Source organism: Streptomyces sp. NPDC015125, from assembly GCF_043080045.1.
Lineage (GTDB): Bacteria > Actinomycetota > Actinomycetes > Streptomycetales > Streptomycetaceae > Streptomyces.
Genome location: NZ_JBIBVF010000005.1, coordinates 71805 through 96558, shown reverse-complemented (window position 1 = coordinate 96558; position 24754 = coordinate 71805). Strand labels below are relative to the sequence as shown.

Here is a 24754-nt window from a genome sequence, read left to right as displayed (position 1 = left end):
GTCTGGCCGGGTGCAACGGAGAAGTCCGTTGGACCGCACGGGGGGTTGATGCTGCGGCCACGCGGACTGGTGGATCTGCGGGGCCCGGGAGACACCCCGGCCCTGTTGTCGTATCCGCCGGGGGCGGTGGTGATGGTCTCCGGACTGCCGGGAAGCGGTAAGAGCACCTTGCTGCGGCGTTGGTCCGAGGCCGCGTCCGTTGTTGACCCGCGCACCGTGCACATCGCCTGTGAGGCGGTGATGCCGGCCCGGTTGCCGTACGCGGTGTACCGCCCTTGGGCGCGGTGGACGTATTTCCGGTGGTTGCGTACGGCGGTACGCGACGGCGAGGCGTTGCTCGTCCACGATTGCGGTGGCCGGCCGTGGATGCGCCGCTGGCTGGTCAGAAGCGCCGGACGGCAGGGACGCGAACTGCACCTGGTGCTGCTGGACGTAGGAGTGGCCGAGGCGTTGTCGGGTCAGGAGGCCCGGGGCCGGTGGGCCCCGCGCCGTGCCTTCGCCCGGCATCGCAGAGGCCTCGACCGGTTGCTCGGGGCGCTGTCCGGACCCGGCGCGGCAAAGCCGCCTGCCCCACGGGCTGCTGTCGATGAAGCTGATGACGCTTCATCCACACACCCCCTCAGGTTCCCGCAGCAGTCCGCACCGCCGGCGAACGCAGCCGCCGACCCGGTGCCGGAAGCGATATCGGTGGTCCTGCTGGACCGCGGTTCACGAGAGCAGGTGGCGGCCGTGGAGTTCGTCCCGGCACCGGCCCGGTCGCCCCTGACGGAGGACGGGGTACGGCCGTAGCACCCCTCTGCACTCCGGCCCGGCGAGTCCTGGGCGGCGAGTCCTGGGCGGGGAGTCCTGGGCGGGGAGTCCTGCTGACGAGCCCCGCCCGGCTCGCGCCGTCGGCTGCCGCAGCCAAGACCTCTGCCGGGCCTCGCGGCCGTCGTACGGACAGTCCCAGCGGAGGCCTACCGCCGCGCTGGTTTGCGGGTGGCACGAGGTGCAAGGCACTCTTGCGTCATGTCATACGTGAGGCTCGAAGCCTGGATCGGTGGAGAGTGGCTGGAAGTGGACGCCGTGAGCGTCACCGTAATGGACTCTGCGCTGACCCTTTCCTTCGAACCCCAACGAAGCGAGACGGCGTACCGGAGTCTCATCTGGGAGCCCCTGGAGAACTTTCTCCGGGAGTACCGCGACGAGCCGGTCGTGGTGGTGCCGCTGGGGCGCAACCTGCCGGTGATGTTCGGCCCCGGCGCCGCGGGGCCCTTCCGCTTGGCGGAGACGCCGGGCAAGTGACCCCCGATCGCTCCTCCCGGCTTCGCTGAAGACCAGGGCACTGCGGCCCCCGCCGAGCGGGGGCCGCAGCGCGTCAGCCGGTCGACCGATGCCGGGGGGCCGGAGCGGTTTCCGGCTGCTGGGCTTGTGGGCACGATGCCGTCAGTCAAGCGGGGCCGGACTCTCCTTATCCTGGCAGCATGACTGAGACGCACACCTACGACGTAGCGATCGAATGGACCGGCAACCTCGGCTCGGGCACGGATACTTACCGTTCCTTCAGTCGTGCCCATGAAGTCTTGGCGACGGGGAAGGCGCCTATCGCTGCCTCCTCCGATCCGGCCTTTCGCGGCGACCCGTCCCGCTGGAATCCAGAGGAACTGCTGGTGGCCTCCGTTGCTCAGTGCCACATGCTCTGGTATCTCCACCTTTGCGCTGTGGGCGGAGTGACCGTTGTCGACTACGAAGACCGCGCTCACGGCGTCATGACCATGGACGCGAGCGGCGGGGGAGGCCAGCTCACCGAAATCGTGCTTCGCCCAGAGGTGACCGTTGCCGAGGCGTCCATGGTGGACAAGGCTCGCGCGCTGCACGGCGAAGTGCAATCGGTGTGCTTCATCGCTCGCTCGGTGAACTTTCCCATCCGACATGAGCCGCTCACCCGCGTCCAATAAGACGCTGTTGCCGTGCTCATGGGCGATCGAGACGAGATGGCTGTCCAACACGCCCGTCACCTCGCAGTGACCGCGCCATCGGCCATCTCGTCCGGGCGCCCGGTCCAAAAGCAACGGCTCGATCCGGGCCCGCTGCGCCTCAGTTGGCGGCGCACCTGGGCCAACGGTCGGATGATCCAAACGAAGCTGCCCAGGCTCAGATCTCCGGACGACGAGGCAGAAGGTGGCCGGTTCCTCGACCACGCTGCACCCGGAAGGTGCATCCGCCGACCGGTGAGATCCGCTAAAGCAGGCCCCATCACCAAAGCTCGCGGGGCATCGCCCCCTTGGGCCCGCCCCAGCGCTCACCGCATCACACGCAAGGCACAGACCGGGTTAAGTGAGCCCGGTCTGTGCCTTGCTGAACAGCACACCCTTGGAATAGAAGAACACCGCGCTGCTGCTTCCGTCGGCGCCGTAGCACGTCCAGGTGAGGGGATAGTCGGCGGCGACCTTTTCGCTGTCCTGCTGGCAGGTACTGGCGTAGCTGAACAAGGTTTTCTCGCTGCTGCCGGCCTTGAGCTTCTCGTATTCGGCGAGGGTCAGCGGGTCGGTGGTGACGGTGCTGCCCTGGTAGGCGCCGACGATCACGAGAAGGCCGAGGATGCAGCCGCCGGCTATCGCGCTTTTCTTCACGGGTGGGGTTGTCCTTTTGCGGGTGGGTCGGGAAACCGGCGGGCCTGGGCTAGAGGTGAGTGGCGGCGCGTACGACGTCGTCGGTGAAGACGAGGGAGTGAGCGCCGCCGTGGGCGGGGGCGGACACGGACTGCTCGGGCACGGCGGCACCTTTCTGCGGGCGGGGGCGGCGGACGAGCCGGCAGGGGGAGTCTATGCGGCGCGTTCTCGCAGCTGCGTGGGGACGCTTGCACAGGAGTGCTCCCCGAAGCGGAGCCCAGAACTCGGTCGAGGGGGGCGGTGCCGCCCGTCAACGCGTGGGATGGTCCGGCTGCCGATATGCGGACATATCTCGCGCGAGACGATGAGTCGGGAGCCGGGAGCCGGCGCATGTGATCCGGGTAGCGCGGAGGTGGGACCGGTCACCAGGACGTGTCCGGCCGGTCACGTAAGCCAGGTGACGGTCCGGCAGGCCGGGTAGACGTTGGTGGTTGCCTCAGTGCTGGATCAGGCCGCCGACCGTGACGGGAGCGACGTGGCCGGTTGCCGGAAGGGTCTGCGCAAGGGCGAGGCCGATGTCGACCAGTGACGACCGGCGCAGGCCGGCGACATCGGGTATCGGAGTCCAGACGCACTCGGCGATTTCACCGTTCGGCTCGGGCCGGAGTTGGCCGCCGGTGATGCGGACCTGGTAGAAGATGCCGACATTCTGGTGTTCTGGTCCGCCGGGGATGGCGCGCTCGGCTGCGGGGATGACCCTGGAGTCCACGCCCAGCAGGCGTTCGACCACCGCATCGCAGCCGGTCTCCTCAGCGACCTCTCGGATCACTGCATCGAACGGATCCTCCGCTTGCTCGACCCTGCCGCCCGGAAGGGTCCAGTTGGTCGCGCCCTTCGGTGGGACGTGACAGGCGAGCAGCACCCGCCCGTCCTCGATGCACACGGCGTACGCGTGACCGGCGACCGCCCGGTGCTGCTGCTTCAAGCGGCTGACCGCCCGTTCGACGGTGTTGCGTTTCTTGTATCGCTCTTCATCAAAGCCCGATCGGCTCCTCAAGGTGTTCCGCCGGACCTCGCTGCGCCAACCGGCCCTGGTGGAGTCGGCAATGGGGCGCCAGACATTCGTCCTGCTCGCCCAGCCTTGCCGCCGAGCCCGGGCGATCCGGTCGACTGGTTTTTCCGGGGCGCCGAGGGGGGCTTTGGCGAATCGAATCCGAGCGGCCGAGGAGAGCCGGGATCGAAGATCCGCCTTGTCACCGACCGGAACGGACCACCGTCAGGAGCCCCTGACCCGTGTCCACCTCGATGATTGTCGGAGCAAGCGGCTCCCCGGGAGGCGTTCTGGCGCAGCGACTCGCCGACCGCGGCGACACCGTCCTCATCAGGCCTGCGGTGGCAGACCGTCGTCCACCGGCACGTTCTCGGCTTCCAATGTGATGCCGGAGTTCCTGGCCTGCTCGAGGATCAGGGAGGCGAAGTCCTCTTCGAGATGCCCCGCGCCGATGGCAGCCGCGACGAGCTGGGCGGTGGCGGCGGCGAGCGGCATCGGGGTCTCCAGCTCGCGGGCCGCGGAGAGCCCCAGGTCGAAGTCCTTGCGTAGCAGCGGCATGGTGAACGTCGGCGTAAAGTCCAGGTTGACCAGGGCGGGCGACTTGTAACGGGTGAAGACCGAGCCCATCACGGAGTCGTTGAGGAATTGCAGGAAGGCGGCACGGCTGACACCGCCCTTCTCCGCGAGGATGGTGATCTCGGCGAGCGACTGGGTGACGACGCCGAGGAAGACGTTGTGCGCGATCTTGACGAGACGGGCGACTTCACCCTCGCCGACATAGTTCACCCCACGCCCCAGCAGAGCCAGCAACGGCTCCACCTGACCGAACACCTCGGGCGAACCAGAGACCGCGACCGTCAGCTTGCCTGCGGTGATCACCTTCGGGTTCCCGCTGACCGTGGCGGCCAGGAAGTCGGTCCCACGCTCGGCGGCTGCATTCCGGATCAGCGCGGACACCCGGGTGGACACCGTGGAGCAGTCGATCAGCACCCCCGGCGCGGCATCCGACGAGGTCAGCACGCCGCCGGGGCCCGTGGTGACCGCCTCCAGGGCAGCCGAGGCGGTCACCATGGTGAAGGCGACGTCCCGGTCTGCCAGATCAACCGGCCGGTCGACGATCGTCGCTCCCCGTTCGGCCAGCGGTTCGGCCTTGGCGCGGCTCCTGTTGTAGACGGCCACATCGTGCCCCGCATCCAGCAGCCGGGTAGCCAGTGGGAAGCCCATGCGGCCGAGGCCGATCCAGCCGATACGCGGGCGGTTCTGGGCGGCAATCGTCATTTCTGTACCTCACTTCTGGAAGACGGCTCGAACGATGCGGCCCGCAACTGACCGAACGAAGGCGGTATGCGGCCGGCAAGGGGCCGGTGAACAAGGAACCGCAGGCGGACTACGACGGCGGCTTCCTGAGGTGGTCGACGGCGGCGAGGTCGTCGGTGTCGTGGCCGGCTGCGATGGTTGCTTCCAGGCGGTCTCGGACGGCCTGGAGCAGAGGGCTGGGAGCGGCGGCTGCCGCGGCCGGTTCGATGTCCTTCGGGGCGAGTTGCACCGCGAATCCGGGGGCGTATGAGACGTCGTCCATGACGCGCCTGCAGCTCGTACGGCATGGCGAGCGGGCCCGCCTCAAGCACCCGGACGAACGTCGCGTGGTCGACACCGAGGGTGTCGCACAGCGCGAGGACATCGCTCATGGCGACCGCCGAGGCAGCCATCCAGGCGTTGACCGCAAGCTTGCCGGCGTTTCCCTCGACCCCCGTCCCGACGTGGAGCACGGACGAGCCGAGATCGTCGAGCAGGGGACGCGGCCGTGCAAGGACGCCCTCGGGGCCGGCAACCAGCCAGACAAGCTTGCCCTGCCGAGCGGGAGCGGTGCTCCCCGAGACCGGTGCTCCCCGAGACCGGTGCGTCGAGGTACGCCACACCGTGATCACGAGCCAGACCGGCCAGCGCGTCGGCATTCCGCGGCCCTACCGTGCTCGCCTGCACCCAGACGGCGTCGTTGTCGAGCCGGCCGATGGCATCCGACATGACCTCCGCGACCGCATCGCCGTCACGGAGCACCGTGAGGACGACGGACGCGCCGGCGACCGCATCGCCCACCGCGCCCACTGCCGTGACCCCGGTAGCGTGCTCCGCCACCGCACGGGCCCGCTCCTCCGTACGATTCCACAGCCGAACCTCGTGGCCCCTCTCTCCGAGCCGTATCGCCATCGCGGCACCGAGTGCACCTGCTCCGAGAACAGCGACGGTGGCAGCATGAGCCATGGAAGATCCCTTTCCGCTACCCCTAGCCATCTTCCGCTGGCACCCGGGTCTTCCCTGGCAAGGAAACGCAGCGCCCTTCACGAGCGGTAAGCCGAACACCGGCGAGTCGGGCAGGACGGCGGCGTCTCCCGCCGGCCCGGCCCCCCAGCCCGCTCGCGTTCCTCTTTCCTGCGCAATGCGGCGGGCGTGCTGCGGGGCTGGGGCGTGTTCCGAGTGGCGGCCTGGCCAGGGCCGGGCGATTCTGGTGCGGGTGGCCGGGTGGCCGGGTGGCCGGGTGGCCGGGTGGCCGGGTGGTGACCATGGACGCGCCCACGTGACGAGAACGACCACGGCAGACTTCCCCTGTTCCTCCGTGTGCGAGGTGGAAAAAGTGGAAAAGCCACCTGCTGCCGTGAGTTTTGGGACCCGTACACCGCGCTACCTGCATTCGGCACGATCGCCGGATCGCCGTAACGGGAGAAGCCGATGAGCGGAAGGCTGACAGGCCGGAAGGCCCTGGTCACCGGTGGCGCACGAGGGATCGGCGCGGCAGTGGCCCGCAGGCTCGCCGCTGACGGGGCCGACGTGGCGATCAACTACCGGAGCAGCAGCGACGCGGCCCGAGCACTCGCCGCCGAGCTCACCGCCGACGGCCGCCGCGCGGTTGCGATCAAGGCGGACGTCAGCGATCCGGACCAGATTCAGCGGCTGACCGATCAGGCCGCCGACGCTCTTGGCGGACTCGACATCCTGGCCGGCAACGCCGGAATCGAGCACTTCGGCAAGCTGGAAGCCGTCACCCCCGCCGACTTCGACCGTGTCTTCGCCGTCAACGCACGGGGCCAGTTCTTCGCCGTACAGAACGCGGTACGGCATATGGGCGAAGGCGGGAGGATCGTACTGACGTCATCGGGGAGTGCCCACAAGGCGGTCTTTCACCACGCCCTCTATGCGTCGAGTAAGGCCGCCGTCGAATGCATCGCGCTCAGCCTCAGCCCCGAACTCGGCCGGCGCGGCATCAACATCAATGCCATTGCACCGGGGGGAACTGTCACCGACATGTCCGACCACGCGGCTTCCCGGTACGTCCACCCCGACATCGACGCTGACTTTCACACCGTCATCCGCACTGCCAGCTCGCTCGGGAGGATGGCCCAGCCCGCTGAAATCGCCGCAGTCGTCTCGTTCCTGGTGTCAGACGATGCCTCGTTCATCACCGGCCGGACCGTCCAGGCCGATGGCGGCTGGTTCTGACGAGGAATGACACCGTGGGTTACCCGGTCGCACAGGGTGGGTTATACCGAAGTACAGGCATGGTGCGCCCCTCTGGTGATTCGGGGACGGGAAGTATCGCCGAAAGGACCGACAGACCGAAGGAGAAGGTAGTTGCGATGACGGATGACTCCTCCACACCGGCCGGGGTCCGTGTCCCGGACACGAAGCTCGCGCGGGAGGCGACCGAGGTCGTACGGGACAGCACCAGTGAATTGATCTACGACCACTCGCGCCGTGTGTACTTCTTCGGCAGCCTCCAAGGGCGCAACCGGGACCTCAGCTTCGACCCCGAGCTGCTCTACATCGCGGCCATGTTCCACGACCTGGGCCTGAACGAACCCTTCCACGGAAGCGGGCGGCGCTTCGAGGTGGACAGCGCCGATGAGGCCCGCCGGTTCCTGCAGGCCTATCAGGTACCGGAGGACAGCATCCGACGGGTGTGGACCGCCATCGCCCTGCACACCACTCCGGGCATCCCCGAGTTCATGGAACCGGAGGTGGCGCTGGTGACCGCAGGTGTGGAGTACGACGTCCTCGGCATCGGCTACCACGACATCGACGAGGCGGACCGTGCCGCGGTGGTCGCGCTGCACCCGCGCCCCGGCTTCAAGCCGCGCATCCTGGAGGCTTTCACCGAAGGGATTCGGCCCAAGCCGCAGACCACGTTCGGCAACGTCAAAGCCGACGTGCTCGCACACTACGTGCCCGGCTTCGAGCGCGGGGACTTCGTACGCACCATCCTGGACTCCCCGTGGGCCGAATAGCCCACCAGCGAACCACAACGACCGCAAGATAGCGCCACCACGCCCCTCTTCACTCCAAAAGGAGCCCCGTGGGACCGAGTAGGCGGCCACCAGGCACGGCGACGCCGGCAGGCAGGCCAGATCCGAGCCGGTGGCGTGCCTTGTGGGTCACGCTGGTGGCGGGCTTCATGATCCTGCTCGATGTGACGATCGTCGCGGTCGCGCTGCCCTCGATGCAAAAGGACCTGGGTGCCTCCCCGGCCGCAGTGCAATGGGTGGTGTCCGGGTATGCGCTGACGTTCGCACTTGCGCTGGTGCCGGCCGGACGTCTCGGCGATGCGATCGGCCGACGCCGGATCTTCCTCGGAGCGCTCGCCGCCTTTGTCCTGTGCAGCATCGCGGCGGGGGCGGCCCCGACGATCACCCTGCTCGTCATCGCCCGTATGGCGCAAGGAATCGCCGCCGGCTGCCTTGCTCCGCAGAATTCCGCACTGATCCAGCAGATGTTCACCGGAGCCGAGCGCGCTCGTGCCTTCGGCTTGTTCGGTGCCACCGTCGGCATCTCCAGTGCGGTCGGTCCGATCACCGGAGGCCTCATCCTCGCCCTGGCCACCGGACCCCAGGGCTGGCGCTGGATCTTCTTCGTCAACATTCCCGTCGGTGCCGTGGCACTCGTACTCGGCTACCGGCTGCTGCCCCGCGTCGCCCCGGGCAAGAGGGGACACCTCGATCTGTCGGGCGTTGCCCTGATCGGTTGCGGTGTCCTGGCGGTCCTGCTGCCGTTGGTCCAGGCCGACTCCGGCGGCGTGCGCCGTCTGTGGTGGCTCTTCCCGGTAGGGGCACTGCTGCTGGTCGGCTTCGGGCGGTGGGAGCGCCGAGCCGCAGCCCAAGGCGGCGAACCGCTGCTGCATCCACGGTTGATTGCCGAGACCCGCGGCTATGCGACCGGTGCCGGCCTGGCGACGCTCTACTTCATGGGATTCAGCGGTGTGTGGATCGTGTTCGCACTGTTCTTCCAAAACGGCCTGGGCTATTCGCCGCTGCAGTCCGGCCTGGCCGTGACACCGTTCGCGGTGGGCTCCGCGGGAGCGGCCGTCGTAGCCGGACGGCTTGTGGAGCGGATGGGCAGGCTGCTGACCGTGCTCGGCCTGATCGGCGTCGCTGTCGGGCTCGCCGCAGCGGCGCTGCTGCTCAGGTTTGCCCCGTCATCGGTCGCCGTCTGGGCCGCTGTCCCCGCCCTCCTCGTGGGCGGTATCGGCAGTGGCTTCGTCATTTCCCCGAATGTGACGATGACGCTGCGGGACGTTCCGGTGCGGATGGCGGGCGCCGCCGGCGGTGCGCTGCAGACCGGACAGCGGCTTGGCGGGGCAGTGGGGACGGCCGCACTGCCCGGCACGTACTACCTGGTACTGACCTCGAGCGGGGACGACTACCGGCTGGCCGTGGCAGCCTCCATCGGCGTCGGCATCGCCGCCATCTTGGCGGCGTTGGGCATCGCGCTCATCGAGTGGCGCAACGACCGTGGCGCAACAGTGGCCCCCTGCCCGCCCGAAGTCGCCCATGGGCACTGTCATGCCGCCCAAAGCTGAGACTCGTCGCGCTCCGTCCCGAAGGCCGACCTGCCCAAGTGCACGGACGACACCTGGTTCTACGCCAAGCACGTCTCCGGCAGCTGCTCCCGCCACCGCGGCGCGGGGTACCGGTTCACGTAGCAGGTCCCGGGCCCTTCCCCTTCGGCATGTTGACGCCGCCACCTTTCGGTGATGACCGCACCGCCGCAGGAGTGACCGAGCGGCACGACCGGGCCGTCCTGCGCGTCGGTGCGTGAGCCGATCGGCGCCATCAGCGCGCCATCGCCCGCCATACCGCTCAGGCCGAGGACGTTGTACCGACGGGCAGGGCAGCGCCCGGCCGCCGCGGGGCGCTGCCGCTTGTCGAGACCCTCGTGGCGACGGCGGCAGGCTCGGCCTTCGCGCTCCATGCGTGCAGGGCTTCGGCCGCGAGGTCCAGCACTGTTCCTCCCCGGGGTTCCTGTCCCGTTGGTGACGGTGCTGCTCAGAGCAGGGGGTCCAGAAGCTTGTCGGGGGTGATCGGCAGGTCGCGGACCCGCCGCCCGGTGGCGTTGAAGACTGCGTTGGCGACCGCGGCCGCGACTCCGGTGGCGGAGAGCTCGCCGACGCCCTTTGCGCCGAGTGGGCCGGCGTGTGGGTCGAACTCATCGACGAAGGAGATGTCGATGTGCGGGGGGATGTCGGCGTTGACCGGCAGCGGGACCCCGGCCAGGTCCTGGGAGAGCCATCGGCCGAGGCGGGGTTCGAAGTGGCTTGCCTCCATGGCGGCCATGCCCCATCCCCACACGACTCCGCCGATCATCTGGGATCGGGCCGTCCGCTCGTTGACGACGGCGCCGACGCTGTAGACACCCGTCGCGCGGCGCAGCCGCAGTAGCCCCAGTTCCGGGTCCACTCCCACTTCGACGAACATGGCGCCGAAGGTGCGTGAGGAGAATCCCGGTGCTCCCGCGTCGGCGGATGCGTCGCCCGGCAGCTGGAGTGCTCCCGTCCCGACGATCTCTTCCAGGCCGGCGGAGCGCATGATGTCCTGGAAAGGCCTGCTCTCACCCTGCCACGCGAGCTGCCCGCCCGCGGCCTGGACCTCGTCCGCCGGCCAGGACAGCGCTTCGGCGAGCTGCCGCAGCACGTCCCGGGAAGCGTTGTGCACAGCCGTTCCCATGGACAGCGTCGTGCCCGATCCGTAAGTGGGGCAGGAGTAGGGAAGCTTGGTGTCGCCTGAGATCCCGGTGACGGCACTGATGTCCAGGCCGAGCGTCTCCGCAGTGATCTGCGGGAAGATGGTGGTCGAGCCGGCTCCGATGTCGGTGAAGCCGGCTTCGATACGCGCAGTGGCGTCTGCTTGCAGCCTGACCCTGGCCTGCGAGGAGAACCGGAACTGGCCCTGGGTGCAGTCCGCCATGCCGCAGCCGATCAGCCAATGCCCATCACGGGTACCGCCCTTCGGCCTGTTCCACCAGCCGAATCGCCGAGCTCCCTGGTCGTATGCCTCTTTCAGTTTCTTGGAGGACCAAGGCGATCCGTCCGCGGGGTCGTGGTCCGCGTAGTTGACGGTCCGCAGGGTGAGCGGATCCATACGCAGCGCGTGCGCCAGCTCGTCGATAGCCGACCCCAGGGCCCAGCTACCGGGGCCGTCGATGGGTGAGCGCATGAACGAAGAGAGGTTGACGTTTCCACGGCGCACCCGCTGGCTGGTGGAGATGTTCGCTGCCGCGTAGAGGGACTTGGCGGGAACGCTGCCGAACTCCACATAGTCGTCGGTGACGGAGGTGACGTTGTCGACCTCGTGGGCGATGGCTTGGAGCTGCCCGTTCTTGCCGGCTCCCAGGGACAGACGGTGCTCCATCAGCGGCTGGTAGCCGACGACGGCGTACATGTCGGCCCGGCTGAGGACCAGCTTTACCGGTCGCCCCGCGGCCTTCGCCGCCATGGGGCCGAGGATCTCGTGCGGCCAGACGAACGCCTTGGTGCCGAATCCGCCGCCCGTGTGGGTGGCGATGACCCGGACCTTTTCCGAGGGCAGCCCGAACGCGCCGGCCAGCGTGTCTTGTACGGCGTACACGTGCTGGGCCGAGTCGTGGACGGTCAGCACGCCATCGTCCCACTCGGCGACGATGGCGCTGGGCTCCATGGGATTGCCGTGCCGCGACGGCTGGGTGTAGGTGCGTTCGACCCGCACGGGGGCGCCGGACAGGGCCTCGGGTACGTTTCCCTTGCGGAATTCCAGTGCGGCGAGCATGCCATAGCCACTGTCCGGCGACGGGGGAACCGATACGGCGGTGTCCGGGTTCACGAACGGCTCTCGCTCATAGGAAACACCGACGTTGGCGGCGGCCCCCTCTGCCGCTTCGAGTGTCTCGGCCAGGACCATGGCCACAGGCTGTCCGGCGTAGTGAACGATGTCCGACTGCATGGGCAGGAAGCGAGTCGCCAGGGGCGGACTGGGCAGGGCTGCGAAGTCGTCGTGCACCGCAGGCAGGTCACCGGCCGTCAAGACACCGACCACGCCAGGTGCTGCCAGGGCGTCAACGAGGTCGAATCCAGTGACACGACCGGCGGGGACAGCGGCCCCCACCAGGACGGCGTAGAGCTGCCGGGGCGCGCTGTAGTCGGCCGTGTAGGAGGCAGCTCCGGTCACCTTCTCGGGGCCGTCCTGCCTGGTGACGGCTCGGGTGGTGGTCATCACGCCTCCAGGGCCAATTCGAGGGCGCGCATGGCCGTGTTGCGCGCAAGTGGGATCTTGAACGCGTTCGACGAGAGCGGGCGGCTGTCGCGAAACCCCGCAGTGACGGCGGCCAGCACTTCCGGGCTTCCGGGGCGCAGGCCGACCAGGGCACGTTCGCTGTCGTACAGCCGCCACGGGCGCATGGCGACCGCTCCCAGGGCCAGACGCGCGCGGGAGATCACACCTTCTTCGACCTCGACCGCCGCGGCGGCCGAGACGAGAGCGAACTCGTAGCTCTGGCGTTCACGTACCTTGACGTACGCGGACCTGGGGGCCGGCGCTCCGAGATCGACCGCGGTGATCAACTCGCCGGAACGCAGTACGTTGTGTGCGGAGGGGTCTTCGGCGGGCAACGTGTGGAACTGCGTGGCGGGGATCGTTCGTCCCCCGTCGGGGTGCTCGGTGACGATCTGGGCATCCAGGCACGCCAGGGCGACGACGGGATCGGAGGGCTGCGTCGCCACGCACTCCTCGGTCCATCCGAAGATCGCCAGTCGTTCGTTGGCACCGTGCAGAGCAGCGCACCCCGACCCGGGAACGCGCTTGTTGCAGGGCACGGGCTCCGCGGACCGGAAGTAAGGACAGCGGGTGCGCTGCACGGGGTTCCCGCCGATCGTCGCCACGTTTCGGATCTGTGCCGAAGCGGCATTGAGGATGGCCTGGGAGAGGACCGGATAGGAGGAAACGACACGAGGGTCCTGCGCCACGTCGTTCAAACGGCCCAGTGCACCGATGCGCACGCCGTTGTCGCCGGCCTCGATGCCGTCCAGGCTCGCCAGGCGGCCGATGTCGACCAGGTGCGCCGGGGACTCGATGCCGATCCTGGCCCAGTTGAGCAGTTCTGTGCCGCCGGCGAGAAACATGGTGCCTCGTGCCTGCGCCTTCTCCAGCGCTCCTGCGATCGTCTCCGCCTTGATGTAGGTGAACGGCCGCATGTCACACGTCGTCTCGGGCCGCCGCCGAGGCAACCGCCGCCGCGATCTGGGGGTACGCCGAGCAGCGGCAGATGTTCCCGCTCATCCACTCGCGGATCTCCTCGTTCGATCCGGTGTGCCCTTCCCGGATGCAGGCGACGGCCGACATGATCTGTCCGGGAGTGCAGAACCCGCACTGGAACGCGTCCGACTCGATGAACGCCTCCTGCACCGGGTGCAGTTGTTCACCGCGGGCCAACCCTTCCACCGTGGTCACCTCGCCTCCGTCCGCGCCGGCCGCCAGGACCAGACAGGCATTGACTCTGCGGCCGTCGAGGTGCACGGTGCAGGCGCCACACTCGCCGCGGTTGCACCCCTTCTTCGTGCCGGTCAGACGGAGCCGCTCGCGCAGCAGATCGAGGAGTGTCGCGCGCACATCACACCTCACCTCGACCTCCTTGCCGTTGACCTGCAGCATCACGGCCGTCTCAGGGTCCGGATTCTTTTGAGGCGTCACATCGCTCCTGGAGAGAGTTTCCCCTTGCTTATGCAAGTGTCTGAAGCAGCATTTTGCTCTCCTCTCCGGTTAATGCGGGTTAATGGCCTCATATTGCTCGGCGTGGGACGTGGGGCGTGGGGGCGATGCGCCCGTCACCCCGGAGGCCGTAGGGGCCCATGCGGCAGCGATCGGCACCTTCCTCTGACCCGGTTTCCACCACGGCGCTCATCACCAGTAGCCCGAGCTGTTCGTCAAGCACGCCAAACTCTTCCTCGACTCCGAGTAGGAGTCGGCGAGGCGTGGATCGGCCGCGTGCGCTTTGCGGCATGGTGGGTGCCAGTCAATCGACATGGTCCGGGGGGATGCAGCGGCTACCTCGTGGAGAACCACATGACTACTCCCGAACAGAACAAGGCACTGGTGCTGGAAGCGTTCGACACGCTGTTCAACAAGCGTGACTACGTCGCTGCCGAAGATTTCTGGTCCGATCGCTACATCCAGCACAGCGCGCACATCGCACCAGGACGCGCGGGTCTGTTCGACCTGATCCGCTCGCTGCCGGACACCCTGCGCTACGAGCACCAGCTCGTCCTCGCCGAAGGCGATCACGTCATGCTCTACGGCCGTTTCAGCGGCAATGGCAGCCCCGCCGCCTCGGTGGCGGCCGACGTGGTGCGCATCGAAAACGGCAAGCTCGCCGAACACTGGGACGTACTACAGGATGAGGCGACCCGCGCGGAGTCCGCCAGCGGCCTGCCGATGTTCGGTGACCAGTTCCCGTCCGACCCGCTGACCGGCTCCGCCACATGAGCTTTCCGCTCACGACCGCGACCGCCCGCGGGTCGTCGCGAGCCGCCCCCGTCGTACGCCGAAGTGGGTGTAGCCCGCAGCCGTCGCCAACCTGATCAAGCAGGCCGCCGCCGGCTGACCCGCCCGAAGCCCGCACCCGGCAGCGCCCGCTGCCCCGCCCGCCCAAGCCCACTCATCGTCCGGTCCACAGTGGCTTCGAGGTGCTGACCCGGAGGAGCCCAAGCCGAGGCGGCCGGGCGCACGGTACAAGGACGGGCAGCCAGGTACCGGGCTCGGGTACCAGGTACCGGGCCTCGGCGCCCCGTCGCCGGGGTCCGGGACCGGACGGCCCAGGTCGGCTCAGTCCGTTTCACGGCGAGCAGTGAGGTGGTGAAGAGGGCGTCGAATCCGGGATGTCAGCCCGTGGGCCGGCGCTGCCGGTCGGCGGGGTGCCACGGCGCATCGGGCCGGGTGGCAAGGGCCGCGGCGGCCTCCGTTCCAGTGGTCGAGGCCGCGGCCCGGCACGTCCACTGAGCGTCGGACGGCTTGCAGACCGGTCCCGGGCAGGCGCCTCATCGCCTGCCCGGCTCGGGCGGCGGGACGATGTCCCGCTTGAGGACCTTGCCGGTGGGCCCCTTCGGCAGCGCGTCCACGATCCATACCTTCCGCGGATACTTGTAGGCGGCGACCTGACGCTTGACGTACCCGCGCAGTTCCTCGGCTGTCGTGCGGGCGCCCGGCTTGAGAACGACCGCCGCCCCCACTTCCTCACCGAGATCGGTGCTGGGGAGACCGATGACCGCGGCGTCGGCGACCGCCGGATGCTCGTACAGCACATCTTCGACTTCGCGGGGGTACACGTTGTACCCGCCCCGGATGATCACGTCCTTCTTCCGTCCGACGATCCAGAAGTATCCGTCCTGGTCGACCCGGCCGATGTCGCCCGTGTAGAACCAACCGTCCCGGATCGCGACGGCGGTCTCCTCGGGGCGTTGCCAATAACGCTTCATCACGTTGTGCCCGCGGATGGCGATCTCGCCGGATTCCCCGTGCGGTACCTCCGAACCGTCGTCGACCACCCGCATCTCGACACCCCGGATCGGGGTGCCGACCGAACCGGGCTTGGGGCCGGACTGCAGGGTGTTGAACGAGGCGACGGGCGAGGTCTCCGACAGCCCGTACCCTTCGAGCACGACACAGTCGAACGAGGCCTGGAAGTCGTGCAGCACCTGGACCGGCATCGCCGCGCCGCCGGAGAGGGACACGCGCAGCCGGGAGCCGGGACGGGCGTTCCGGCCGGGCTGGCGTACCAGCCTGCTGAACACCGTCGGCACCCCGGCGAAGACGGTCACCCCGTGCTTGCCGAGGATTCCCAGTGCCTTCCCGGCATCGAAGCGGGGCAGCAGCGTGAGGCACGCCCCGGAGGCGACGGCGGCGTTGAGGGTGCAGGTCTGTCCGAACGCGTGGAACAGCGGCAGCCCACCGAAGATCACGTCGTCGGGGGTGAGCTGGAGCAGCTCGGTGGCCACGATGTCGCAGTTACGGGTGAGGTTGGCGTGGGTCAGTTCGGCGCCCTTCGGCTGACCGGTCGTCCCCGAGGTGTAGAGGATCACCGCGGTGTCGTCCCCGTGCCGGTCGGGCAGGTCCTCCACGGGTGGCGCGGGCGCCGGCAGCTCGTGGAATGCCCCGGGGCCGACGACGACCGCTTCGGCCTCGGCCTGCTGCGCACCGGTCCGCGCCTCGTCGGCGAAGGCGTCCCAGGCGAACAGGAGCCGGGCACCTGAGTTGCCGAGATAGTAGGCGACCTCGCGGGACTTGAGCAGGGGGTTCATCGGGACGACGATGCCGCCGGCCCGCAGTGCGCCGAAGTAGGCGAGGGCGAACTCGGGCACATTGGGCAGCATGATCGCGACTCGGTCGCCGGGCTTTACGCCACGGTCGTGGAGCAGTCCGGCCAAGCGGGCACTGCTCTGGTCGAGCGTGCGATAGGACACGGCGGCGTCCCCCAGCCGGAGTACGGCGCGATCCGGATCAGTCCGAGCACTGCTCACCAAGTGGGATGCGAGGTTCATGTCAGCTCCTTTCCGTCGTGCCCGGGCAGTTCTGGTTTCGTCCGGACGACCGTGCCGTCGGTTGTCCCGCGCCCGCCCCACCTGCGTGAAGGCTGCAGGACGAGCAGGGTGCCGCGGTCGTTCTCGCCGGTGGTGCGGGTGTGGCAAAGGCGTGGGAAGAACCCGCCGGCGTCGGAGACTTCTCAGTTCAGCAGCCGGTGTGTGATCAGGCACCGGGCCAGGGCCCGGCGCGCGGAGGGTTCCCGTGGGCGACCGACTCGCCGGCGATCAGCGCCGTACCGGTGACCGGACTCGTCAGTGACCATCGACTCCGTTGCCGGGCCACCAAGCTGCGGGCACTCGGCCGGACGGCGGTTCGATCCCTCCGGATCGCGCGCCGGAGGGCCTCTCAGTAATCAGAGGATAGGCGCGGACTCCACGACAACCACTGGGCGCCGAGTACGACCTTCGGGTGGGAATTGGTGCCGATGAACCAACCCTTCGGTGGTATTCGCGCAGGTCGCCGGTGCGGCCGGTCGCGTCCCGAAGAAGCAGAGGGGCAACGGGCCAACCTGTAGCATCGAGGTATGGCTGCGGAGCATCCAGAGGCCGCAAAACAACTGTCCGTGGTCGCGGAGAACGTAGGGTCACACCTCCCGGAGGTCAGCCGCGACATAGGCGAGTATGTTATTGCCGAGATCCCGGAGCTCAGGGGCGATGCAACCGTCATCAGAATCCTGCAGGCGAGCATCGCGGAAAATGTCGCCACGTTGCTGCATATTTTCGAGAACGGCATATCTCTGGACAAGATCGAGGCGCCTTCAGCTGCTCTTGAGTACGCCAGGAGGCTGGCTCAGCGGGGTATTCCCCTCAGCGCGATGATCAGGGCCTACAGGATCGGCCACTGGCGTTTTCTCCAGTGGTGTTTGGACGAACTCAACCGACAGGTCGCCGACGAGGATCTCGCCACCGCGACCAACCGGCGCATGCTCCAGGTGAGCTTCGGTTACATCGATCGCGTCACCGAGCAGGTCATCGTGGTCTACCAGCAGGAGCGCGATCACTGGCTGCTCAGCCAGACCGCCGCGCGTGCTGCCCGCGTGCGAGACATCCTCACCGAGAAGAACGTCGACCTCAACTGGGCTGAACCAGCACTTGGTTACCGGCTCCGGCAGCATCACCTCGGGTTGGTGGCCTGGCTTCCCACACTGACGGGTGAGGGTGAGGGGCTTGCGCGACTCCACCGCATCACCAACGAGATCGCCCAGAAGCTGGGCTGCCCTGCCAGGGCGCTCTTCGTCCCCCGGGATGCCATTGCGTCCTGGGCGTGGCTGCCGCTCGGCTCGCATGGCGACGTCTCCTGGGAACAGGTGTCGAATGTCGTCGAGCACAGCGATTCTTCCGTGCGTATGTGCGCTGGATGCGTGGGCTACGGTATCGAGGGATTCCGCTCCACGCACCGACAGGCATTGCGTACGCAGGAACTTGCTGCAGTGGCCAATCCGGCCCCCCGGTTCACGGACTTCTCGACTGTTGCTCCCATCGCCTTGATGGCTACGAACGTCGGCGACATGCGCGCGTGGGTGTGGGGAGTCCTGGGGCCGTTGGCCGTCGATGACGAGAACGCCGCACGGCTTCGGGAGACTGTGCGGATATTCCTGGATACCGGCTGCAGTTACACCGCCACCGCCGGCGCTCAAATTCTCCACAAGAACACCGTGCAGTACCGCATTCGCAAAGCCGAGGAAATCATGGGGCACCCGGTCCAGAAAGGGCGCACCGATCTGGAAGTCGCGCTGCTCGCCGTTCAGTACCTCGGCTCGACGCTGCTTCGGGGCAGCCCGCATGAAATGCATCGGTGATGCCGTCACCGGCGAGGTGGGCTGCAGCGGGCCGGCCACGCGAGTGGACGGGGCTCAACTCGTTGGCGGGCAGCGGCGTTGGCGTAGCCGACCGTGCTCGCCGGAAGGGCCGGAAGGGCCGGAAGGGCCGGAAGGCAGGGGAGACGTGCCCGTGCCCTACAGCATGGCTTTCTGGGGTTGTGTGGGGACCACGATGACCGTGGTGGTGTCGGCGGCCAGGGCCGCCTTGAACTCCCGCTCCAGGTCTTCGGTGGTCTCCACGTCGACCGCACGGCATCCGAAGCCGCGGGCAACGGAGGCGATGTCGAGCCCCGGCAGGTCGAGTCCCGGAACGCCCGGCGTCTCCTCCAGTACCGCGAACGACTTGAGGATGGAGTACTCCTGGTTGCGCATGACCACATACACGACCGGGAGGTGGTGCTGGGCCGCCGTCCAGATGGCCTGCACGGAGTACTGGAAGGAACCGTCGCCGATCAGGCCGACCACCGGCCGTTCGACGCCCCTGTCCCGGTCGCCCAGGGCGACCCCCACCGCGGCAGGGGTGCTCCATCCGATGCCCCCGCTCGCCGTGGCGAAGAAGGATCCGGACCTGACCGTGGGAAGCCACTCGACCTGCTGCGCCATGGTGGAGGTCGATTCGTTGACGATGGCCGCGTCGGGCGGACGGACCCTGCTGAGGGCGGCGTACACCTCCGGTGGGGTGAGCGGGCTGTTGGGCACCTGCGGCAGCTCACGGGGCCGTGCCATCGGCTCGGGCAGGGCCCGTGCGGATCCCTCCGTGACCATGTCCACAAGCAGCTCGATCGCCGTCTTGGGATCGCCGATGAGGCTGTCGCCCACGCGTGCCGCCGCGGCGACATCGGGGTCCGCGGTGATCTGCAGCAGCTCGGTGCCCGCGGGCAGGTAGTCGCCGGGAACGTAGGGGTAGTAGCGGAACACCTCCGCGCCGATCACGACCACCAGGTCGTGCCCGGTCAGCCGGTCGCCGACGGTCTTCACGGACATCCCTAGCGGGCCGCGGAAGAGAGGGTGGTCCTCCGGGAAGGAGGCGCGGTCCAGGAGTGGGGCGCCGTAGACGGAAGCGCGCAGCTTCTCCGCCAGGGCCACGGCCCCGTCCCATCCGCCGGCGCGATCCACCTCCGGCCCGAAGACCAGTGCGGGACGCCGGCTTGCGGAGATGCGGCCGGCGAAGCTGCGCAGCCGCTCCGCGTCGGGAGCGACCCGGTCGCTCACCGTCCGCACACGTGCGAAGGCGGACAGCGGCTGCTTCCAGTCGTCCATGGGGAGGGAGAGGTGGACCGGTCCTGCCGGTGGCTGCAGCGCGATCGCGTAGGCCCGCATGAACGCTTCCGGTGCGTCCTGGGCGCGGGCCGGCTCGTAGGACCACTTCACCCACGGCTTCAGCAGTGTGGTGGGCTCCCGGTTGCCCAGGTATGGCTCTCCGATCACCAGTTCACGGTGCTGCTGTCCCGAGGTGACGATCAAGGGGGTGTTGCCGCGGTGGGCCGCAATCAGGTTTCCCATTCCGTTGCCCGGACCGGCCGCGGAGTGCAGGTTGACCAGTGCCGGGCGCTGCGTGACCTGCGCGAAGGCGTCGGCCATCGCCATGACGGAGGCCTCTTGCAGCGCCAGTACGTACGTGAAGTCCGCCGGGAAATCCTGCAGAAACGTCTGCTCGGTGGAGCCGGGATTGCCGAAGACCGTGGTGAGGCGGAGCGTCCGCAAGAGATCGTAGGTCACGGTACGGACGGTGGGTTGCTCGGTCATCGTTGGTCGCCCTTTCTGACGGTGAGGAGGCGGCGGTGCCCGTGCGGCAGCCCTGGGCGGGGGCGCGCAAGGACTTGCCGGGCGGGGCGGGTGTCAGCGGCCCTGCCAGTGGGGTGAGCGCCGTTCCGCGAAGGCGTGGGCGCCCTCCTGCGCGTCGTGGGACGCCAGAACCGGTGCGGCGATCCGGTCCTGCTCGACGAAGGCGTCCTGGTCGCTGAACGCCTGCCGCTCGTTGACGACGCGTTTGACGGCTGCCACGGCCAGGGGCGCGTTGAGTGCGATGCCGGTGGCCAGTTCCCGGGCCCGCTGCAGGGCCTGGCCCGGTTCTGTGAGGTAGTTGACCAGGCCGAATCGTTCCGCGCGCTCGGCGGTCAGGTGGTCGCCGGTGAGCAGGAGCTCCAGGGCGATGTTGCGCGGGATGCGCTCGGGCAGGCGCACCATGCCTCCTTCGGGCGGCACGATGCCGTAGTGGACCTCGGTCTGGCCGAAGGTGGCGTTCCGCGCAGCCACGATCATGTCGCAGGCGAGCGCCATCTCGGTTCCGCCGCCCAGGGCATAGCCCTCGACGGCGGCGATGAGCGGGGTCGTGATCCGGGTGCGGGTGATACCGGCGAATCCCCGTCCTTCGATGATGGGTGTGTCTCCGGCGGCGAAGGCCTTGAGGTCCATGCCGGCGCTGAAGACGCCGCCGGCCCCGGTGAGGATGCCGACCCTGAGGTCGTCGCGGGACTCCAGGCGGTCGATGGCAGCCGCCAGGGCTCGGGCGGTGGCCCCGTCGATGGCGTTGCGGGCCTTCGGCCGGTCGATCGTGATCACGAAGATGCCGTCGTGCTCCTCGGTCCGTACGGCGGGGGTGTTCGTGGCCGTGGTCATGATGGTGGCTCCCTTCTTCCGTTCTCCCGTTCTTCTGTTCTCCCGTTCTTCCGTGGTGCTGCTGAGCTGTGGCTTCAGCCGACGGCTTCGGCCTTGCGCAGCTCCTCGATTCCGGCGGCGTCGAAGCCGAGGTCGCGGAGCACGGACTCGGTGTGTTCGCCGAGATCGGGGGCGGGGCCCGGATGGACCTTCTGTTCCTGGTCCAGCCGGACGGGGCTGTCGATGGTCAGGTGCGGTTCGTCGCTGCCGTCGTCGATCGGTACGAACACCCGGTTGGCGAGGAGCTGAGGGTCGTGGGCGCACTCTTCGAGCGTCTGGACGACTCCGTAGGTGAGGCCCGCGGCGTCGAGTACCTCACGCCACTCGGCCAGGGTGCGCGTCGCGAAGGTCTTGTCCAGCAGGGCAACGATCTCGGCGGCGTGGGCACGGCGGCTGGGGGCGTCGGCGAAGTGCGGGTTCTCCGCCGCCTCGGGATGACCGATGGCCCCGAGGAAGGGCGGGACCTGCTTGTCCTCGTTGACGAAGACGAGGACGATCCAGCGGTCGTCCGCCGTGCGGTACATATTCCCGAGCGCATTGGGCGGGTCGGACCGGTCGATGGGTCGGGGCGGCTTCGCCCCGACCAGTACGGCCTGCAGCCACATGCTCGCCGCCCAGGCGCCTTCGGCGAGCAACGAGGTCGTGACCCGTGCGCCCTGACCGGTCTTCTCCCGCCGGTACAGCGCGGTCATGATCCCGGCGAACAGGGTGATCGCCGTGGAGTGATCGCCCGATCCGAACGCGTTCATGGCCGGCGGCACGTCTCGTTGGCGGGTGAGGTCCATCAGGCCGCTGCGCGCCCAGTACGCCGTCACGTCGAAGCCGGGCAGATGTGCATCCGGACCTTCCTCGCCGAAGCCGGTGACATCGGCGTAGATCAGCCGGGGATTGACGGAGGCCAGAGCGTCGTATCCCAGGCCCAGCTTCTCGCGCGTGAGCGGCGGGAAGTTGGTCACCAGCACATCGGCCCACCGCACCAGACTCTCCAGCACGGGCCGGGCGCCGGGCGACTTGAGGTTGAGCGCAATGCTGCGCTTGTTGCGGTTGTCCAGCTGCCAGGGGTAGTTGACCCCCTCGACATGGGGGTTGGGAGGGATGCGACTGAGCGAACGGTATCCGTCGCCCACGTGCGGGGGCTCCACCTTGACGACGTCGGCGCCGAAGTCACCGAGGACGGCGGCCGCGGCGGGCCCGGCGATGAAGCTCGCGAGATCGACGACGTGCAGTCCCTCCAGGAGGGGCGTGGTGCTCATGACTACTCCTTGTCCTCAGTGGGGTCGCACGCGGCGCCCGGGAGGTGACCCGCTGTCACGGGCGACGCGATACGCGCCGGGATCAGTGGCTCGGCGCCACCGGTACGAAGGCGTTGTAGCCGGTGATGTCGCGGCCGACGATCAGCGCCTGCACGGTGTCGGTGCCCTCGTACGTGTCGATCGCCTCGATGTCGCAGAGATGCCGGGCGACGTGGTAATCGAGCAGGATCCCGTTGCCTCCGAGCATGTCGCGAGAGTCGGCGAGGATGGCCCGGGCCCGTTCGGTGTAGTGCATCTTGGCCAGCGCGACCCGGGGCATCGAGTACTCGCCCTCGTCCAGGAGCTGGCTGAGCCGGTACTGCATGCACAGCATGTCGGTGATGTCCGCCAGCATCCGCGAGAGCCGGTACTGGATGAGCTGGAAGGCGGCCAGCGGCATCCCGAACTGCTTGCGCTGCTTGGCGTAGGCCAGAGCCGTCTCGTAGCCCGCGATGGCGGCGCCGATCGACTCCCAGGCGACGCAGAAGCGCGAGGCCAGCAGGACTTTCTCGGTGTCGCGGAAGGTGTTCACGTTCGCCAGCCGGTTCCCGGCGGGCACCCGGACGTCGGTGAGGGAGATCTGCGCGTTCTGCACACAGCGCAGTGCCGTCTTGCCCTTGATGACCTGGGCGTCGAACCCGGGTGTGCCCTTTTCGATCACGTAGCCGCCCACATGCCCGTCCTCGCCGCGGGCCCAGACGATCACGTAGTCGGCGAAGGTCGCGTTGCCGATCCACCTCTTGTAGCCGTTGAGGACGTAGGAATCACCGTCCCGGCGCGCGGTCGTCTCCAGCTTGACCACGTCCGTGCCGTGCGCGGGCTCGGTCAGGCCGAAGGCGCCGATCTTCTCCAGGCGTGCCATCGGCGGCAGGAAGCGCTGCTTCTGCTCCTCGGAGCCGAGCAGCGCGATCGACATCATGGCCAGGGCCGAGTGGACCCCCATGAACGTCGAGATGCTCAGATCGCCGCGGGCCAGTTCGAGAATCACCAGGCCGGCCGTCACATTGCTCATCCCCGGGCAGCCGTAACCGGAAATCTGAAAGCCCGCGATGTCCAGCTGCGCCAGCTTGGGCTGCAGCTCGAAGGGGAATTCCGCCCGCTCCCAATACGGGTTGATGACCGGGCTGACCTCCCGGTCCATGAACTCGCGGACCTTCGTCCGAAGGGCCCGCTGCTCGTCGGTGAGCAGGTTGTCCAGCAGGTAGTAGTCGGAGTGCTCCGGTCCGCCCAGGACCGGCGGCTCCACCCCGGACTTTCCGTTGCCGCTCGGGAAAGCGCCGTGGATGGTCTGGCCCGGGCCGACTGTTGTGCCGTGTGTCGCTTTCATGTTCCGCTCCTTGCCGATCCAGCCGATCGAGCTGATTGCGTCGGTGAGAACGACGCTAGGAGCGAGCAGCGGCACGGTCATTGGGCGCGGAACACCACATGTGGTCTCACCTTGGTGCCCCTGGTCCAATTCGCCCGGTAGTGCTTACGCGTCAGGCTTGCACCACGGCTCGGGGAGAACGGCGCTGCCGCCCCGGCTGCCCGTACGCCCCCACGGTCCACGGCTTCCTCGCCCGGTCCTTCGCGCCGCGACCAACGCCGGCAAGCCGCGGCTGCACGAGTACTCCGGAGCTGCTCCGACCTCTACCGGGACCTTCGCCTCGGCGCCACCGGCGAGACCACCCCGCCCGAGGTGCGGACGATCGGCGCCGGCTTCACACGGCTGGCCAGGGGCGCGGGCGACCCTGGCCAGGGCGTTGATTGCGCCACGGGCAGGCGTCACCGGGTGACCGCCACGCGACAGGACAGGGGGTAGTCGACCCCGAACTGGCTGTGCGCGGCAGTGATCTGGCCCTGCATCCTCCGCCCCGCACGACCGCCCCACACGATCACGACTGGAGACGGACTCCAGGCCCACCAGAGCACCTGTCGCCCTCGACGACCTCCTCCAGAGGAGCCTCACCCGTACTTGCGGAAGAAGGCCACGCCCGCCATGTGTGCCCGCGTCCCCCCCCCGGCGTGCTGCGCGACACGATCCAGCCGTTCCCTGGTTCCTCGGAGATCTTCTCCGACGCGCTGAAGGCCCTCGGCTGCGAGGCGAAGCAGGAGGGGCGTGAGGAGCGTGAGGAGCGGGAGGGGAAGCCGCTCAAGGCGTGAGCCCCATGAACAAGGCGATGAGGCGACAAGCGCCACCGCCGGGACGAGGGGTGTCGCGCGGAGCGTGCCGGTCGGTCGTCCGGTGTCCGGTCGGTCGTCCGGTGTCTCCTGGGGCACCGGAGATGTGCCGTTTTCTCTCAAGTGCCGCTGGCAACGGCCGGAATGGCACCATCGGTCCGTGGGGTGGCTTGTCGGTCTGAACGCGTGCCGCGCATGCTCAAGCCGTAAGAGAGCGCTCCCGAGGGGCAGTTCGCGCCACGGGGACAGGGGCGAGTGGTACGGCTCATGCGGTGAGGCGCGCCTTGGCCGCCGCGGTGGCCGGTGTCGCG

Annotated in this window: 22 protein-coding genes and 2 pseudogenes; 9 read left to right on the top strand and 15 right to left on the bottom strand. The window is 68.5% G+C overall.

Annotation, left to right across the window (positions count from 1 at the left end; all coding sequences use genetic code 11):
- The first annotated feature begins 48 nt into the window (after positions 1–48).
- The 3 genes from ACF088_RS14660 (at position 49) to ACF088_RS14650 (ending at position 1937) form a co-directional block, all read left to right on the top strand.
- On the top strand, positions 49–789 hold the full coding sequence (locus ACF088_RS14660) for an AAA family ATPase (protein WP_392376121.1): 741 nt from the start codon (positions 49–51) through the stop codon (positions 787–789).
- A 219-nt stretch (positions 790–1008) separates the two neighbouring features.
- Positions 1009–1284 (top strand): hypothetical protein, encoded by a 276-nt coding sequence (locus ACF088_RS14655; protein ID WP_392376120.1) that lies wholly within the window; start codon positions 1009–1011, stop codon positions 1282–1284.
- 179 nt (positions 1285–1463) lie between these two features.
- Complete coding sequence (locus ACF088_RS14650) at positions 1464–1937, top strand: OsmC family protein (RefSeq protein WP_392376118.1); 474 nt, start codon at positions 1464–1466, stop codon at positions 1935–1937.
- Positions 1938–2312: 375 nt separating this feature from the next.
- On the opposite strand, the gene ACF088_RS14645 is transcribed toward ACF088_RS14650, so the two are convergent.
- From ACF088_RS14645 to ACF088_RS14620, 6 genes and pseudogenes are all read right to left on the bottom strand, one after another.
- Entirely contained in the window at positions 2313–2612 is a 300-nt protein-coding gene (locus tag ACF088_RS14645) for a hypothetical protein (protein ID WP_392376116.1), read from the bottom strand.
- Between the two features lie 475 nt (positions 2613–3087).
- Positions 3088–3576: an NUDIX hydrolase gene (locus ACF088_RS14640; RefSeq protein ID WP_392376115.1), complete on the bottom strand. Its 489-nt coding sequence runs from the start codon at positions 3574–3576 to the stop codon at positions 3088–3090.
- A 396-nt stretch (positions 3577–3972) separates the two neighbouring features.
- Entirely contained in the window at positions 3973–4920 is a 948-nt protein-coding gene (locus ACF088_RS14635) for an NAD(P)-dependent oxidoreductase (protein ID WP_392376114.1), read from the bottom strand.
- 109 nt (positions 4921–5029) lie between these two features.
- Positions 5030–5221 (bottom strand): hypothetical protein, encoded by a 192-nt coding sequence (locus tag ACF088_RS14630; RefSeq protein ID WP_392376361.1) that lies wholly within the window; start codon positions 5219–5221, stop codon positions 5030–5032.
- A 187-nt stretch (positions 5222–5408) separates the two neighbouring features.
- Positions 5409–5597: pseudogene (locus ACF088_RS14625) on the bottom strand (NAD(P)-binding domain-containing protein); the annotation flags it as partial.
- Positions 5560–5904: pseudogene (locus ACF088_RS14620) on the bottom strand (NAD(P)-binding domain-containing protein); the annotation flags it as partial. The pseudogenes ACF088_RS14620 and ACF088_RS14625, both read right to left, overlap by 38 nt.
- A gap of 465 nt (positions 5905–6369) precedes the next feature.
- Here ACF088_RS14620 and ACF088_RS14615 point away from each other — a divergent pair.
- The 3 genes from ACF088_RS14615 to ACF088_RS14605 all read left to right on the top strand — a co-directional run bounded on the left by ACF088_RS14615 (position 6370) and on the right by ACF088_RS14605 (position 9490).
- Complete coding sequence (locus tag ACF088_RS14615) at positions 6370–7137, top strand: SDR family NAD(P)-dependent oxidoreductase (RefSeq protein WP_392376113.1); 768 nt, start codon at positions 6370–6372, stop codon at positions 7135–7137.
- A 137-nt stretch (positions 7138–7274) separates the two neighbouring features.
- Positions 7275–7922, top strand: a complete 648-nt coding sequence (locus tag ACF088_RS14610; RefSeq protein ID WP_392376112.1) for an HD domain-containing protein — start codon at positions 7275–7277, stop codon at positions 7920–7922.
- Positions 7923–7990: 68 nt separating this feature from the next.
- Positions 7991–9490 carry an MFS transporter gene (locus tag ACF088_RS14605; protein WP_392376111.1) on the top strand — a complete coding sequence of 500 codons (1500 nt, stop codon included), beginning with the start codon at positions 7991–7993 and terminating at the stop codon, positions 9488–9490.
- A gap of 280 nt (positions 9491–9770) precedes the next feature.
- Here the strand turns inward: ACF088_RS14605 and ACF088_RS14600 are convergent, their stop codons facing one another.
- Genes ACF088_RS14600 through ACF088_RS14585 form a run of 4 tightly spaced genes read right to left on the bottom strand, consistent with a single transcriptional unit; the run spans position 9771 to position 13589 of the window.
- Positions 9771–9914: an XdhC family protein gene (locus ACF088_RS14600; RefSeq protein WP_392376110.1), complete on the bottom strand. Its 144-nt coding sequence runs from the start codon at positions 9912–9914 to the stop codon at positions 9771–9773.
- Between the two features lie 42 nt (positions 9915–9956).
- Positions 9957–12155 carry a xanthine dehydrogenase family protein molybdopterin-binding subunit gene (locus tag ACF088_RS14595; protein ID WP_392376109.1) on the bottom strand — a complete coding sequence of 733 codons (2199 nt, stop codon included), beginning with the start codon at positions 12153–12155 and terminating at the stop codon, positions 9957–9959.
- A complete protein-coding gene (locus ACF088_RS14590; protein ID WP_392376108.1) occupies positions 12155–13132 on the bottom strand; it encodes an FAD binding domain-containing protein in 978 nt (325 codons plus the stop codon). The genes ACF088_RS14595 and ACF088_RS14590 overlap by 1 nt, the downstream gene beginning before the upstream one ends.
- A 1-nt stretch (position 13133) precedes the next feature.
- Complete coding sequence (locus ACF088_RS14585; protein ID WP_392376347.1) at positions 13134–13589, bottom strand: (2Fe-2S)-binding protein; 456 nt, start codon at positions 13587–13589, stop codon at positions 13134–13136.
- 411 nt (positions 13590–14000) lie between these two features.
- On the opposite strand from ACF088_RS14585, the gene ACF088_RS14580 reads away from it, so the two are divergent.
- Entirely contained in the window at positions 14001–14420 is a 420-nt protein-coding gene (locus ACF088_RS14580) for a nuclear transport factor 2 family protein (protein WP_392376107.1), read from the top strand.
- 551 nt (positions 14421–14971) lie between these two features.
- Here ACF088_RS14580 and ACF088_RS14575 read toward each other — a convergent pair.
- On the bottom strand, positions 14972–16471 hold the full coding sequence (locus tag ACF088_RS14575) for a long-chain fatty acid--CoA ligase (RefSeq protein WP_392376106.1): 1500 nt from the start codon (positions 16469–16471) through the stop codon (positions 14972–14974).
- Between the two features lie 566 nt (positions 16472–17037).
- On the opposite strand from ACF088_RS14575, the gene ACF088_RS14570 reads away from it, so the two are divergent.
- The gene (locus ACF088_RS14570; RefSeq protein WP_392376105.1) at positions 17038–18312 is read left to right on the top strand and encodes a PucR family transcriptional regulator; all 1275 of its coding nucleotides are present in this window, start codon (positions 17038–17040) and stop codon (positions 18310–18312) included.
- A gap of 156 nt (positions 18313–18468) precedes the next feature.
- Here ACF088_RS14570 and mdlC read toward each other — a convergent pair whose 3' ends face one another.
- The 4 genes from mdlC to ACF088_RS14550 form a co-directional block, all read right to left on the bottom strand.
- A complete protein-coding gene (gene mdlC / locus ACF088_RS14565; RefSeq protein ID WP_392376104.1) occupies positions 18469–20052 on the bottom strand; it encodes a benzoylformate decarboxylase in 1584 nt (527 codons plus the stop codon).
- Between the two features lie 120 nt (positions 20053–20172).
- A complete protein-coding gene (locus ACF088_RS14560; protein WP_392376103.1) occupies positions 20173–20952 on the bottom strand; it encodes a crotonase/enoyl-CoA hydratase family protein in 780 nt (259 codons plus the stop codon).
- Between the two features lie 74 nt (positions 20953–21026).
- On the bottom strand, positions 21027–22244 hold the full coding sequence (locus tag ACF088_RS14555) for a CaiB/BaiF CoA transferase family protein (RefSeq protein WP_392376102.1): 1218 nt from the start codon (positions 22242–22244) through the stop codon (positions 21027–21029).
- A gap of 82 nt (positions 22245–22326) precedes the next feature.
- A complete protein-coding gene (locus tag ACF088_RS14550; RefSeq protein ID WP_392376101.1) occupies positions 22327–23610 on the bottom strand; it encodes an acyl-CoA dehydrogenase family protein in 1284 nt (427 codons plus the stop codon).
- 677 nt (positions 23611–24287) lie between these two features.
- Between ACF088_RS14550 and ACF088_RS14545 the strand changes: the two genes are divergently transcribed.
- Complete coding sequence (locus ACF088_RS14545) at positions 24288–24425, top strand: hypothetical protein (RefSeq protein ID WP_392376100.1); 138 nt, start codon at positions 24288–24290, stop codon at positions 24423–24425.
- Positions 24426–24754: the final 329 nt, after the last annotated feature.

What these genes read in the sequence shown, in the direction of transcription:
- ACF088_RS14660 (WP_392376121.1), top strand. Translation starts at nt 49, where the DNA reads ATGCTGCGGCCACGCGGACTGGTGGATCTGCGGGGCCCGGGAGACACC.
- ACF088_RS14655 (WP_392376120.1), top strand. Translation starts at nt 1,009, where the DNA reads ATGTCATACGTGAGGCTCGAAGCCTGGATCGGTGGAGAGTGGCTGGAA.
- ACF088_RS14650 (WP_392376118.1), top strand. Translation starts at nt 1,464, where the DNA reads ATGACTGAGACGCACACCTACGACGTAGCGATCGAATGGACCGGCAAC.
- ACF088_RS14635 (WP_392376114.1), bottom strand. Translation starts at nt 4,920, where the DNA reads ATGACGATTGCCGCCCAGAACCGCCCGCGTATCGGCTGGATCGGCCTC.
- ACF088_RS14630 (WP_392376361.1), bottom strand. Translation starts at nt 5,221, where the DNA reads ATGGACGACGTCTCATACGCCCCCGGATTCGCGGTGCAACTCGCCCCG.
- ACF088_RS14615 (WP_392376113.1), top strand. Translation starts at nt 6,370, where the DNA reads ATGAGCGGAAGGCTGACAGGCCGGAAGGCCCTGGTCACCGGTGGCGCA.
- ACF088_RS14610 (WP_392376112.1), top strand. Translation starts at nt 7,275, where the DNA reads ATGACGGATGACTCCTCCACACCGGCCGGGGTCCGTGTCCCGGACACG.
- ACF088_RS14595 (WP_392376109.1), bottom strand. Translation starts at nt 12,155, where the DNA reads ATGACCACCACCCGAGCCGTCACCAGGCAGGACGGCCCCGAGAAGGTG.
- ACF088_RS14590 (WP_392376108.1), bottom strand. Translation starts at nt 13,132, where the DNA reads ATGCGGCCGTTCACCTACATCAAGGCGGAGACGATCGCAGGAGCGCTG.
- ACF088_RS14585 (WP_392376347.1), bottom strand. Translation starts at nt 13,589, where the DNA reads ATGCTGCAGGTCAACGGCAAGGAGGTCGAGGTGAGGTGTGATGTGCGC.
- ACF088_RS14580 (WP_392376107.1), top strand. Translation starts at nt 14,001, where the DNA reads ATGACTACTCCCGAACAGAACAAGGCACTGGTGCTGGAAGCGTTCGAC.
- ACF088_RS14575 (WP_392376106.1), bottom strand. Translation starts at nt 16,471, where the DNA reads ATGAACCTCGCATCCCACTTGGTGAGCAGTGCTCGGACTGATCCGGAT.
- ACF088_RS14570 (WP_392376105.1), top strand. Translation starts at nt 17,038, where the DNA reads ATGGCTGCGGAGCATCCAGAGGCCGCAAAACAACTGTCCGTGGTCGCG.
- ACF088_RS14560 (WP_392376103.1), bottom strand. Translation starts at nt 20,952, where the DNA reads ATGACCACGGCCACGAACACCCCCGCCGTACGGACCGAGGAGCACGAC.
- ACF088_RS14555 (WP_392376102.1), bottom strand. Translation starts at nt 22,244, where the DNA reads ATGAGCACCACGCCCCTCCTGGAGGGACTGCACGTCGTCGATCTCGCG.
- ACF088_RS14550 (WP_392376101.1), bottom strand. Translation starts at nt 23,610, where the DNA reads ATGAAAGCGACACACGGCACAACAGTCGGCCCGGGCCAGACCATCCAC.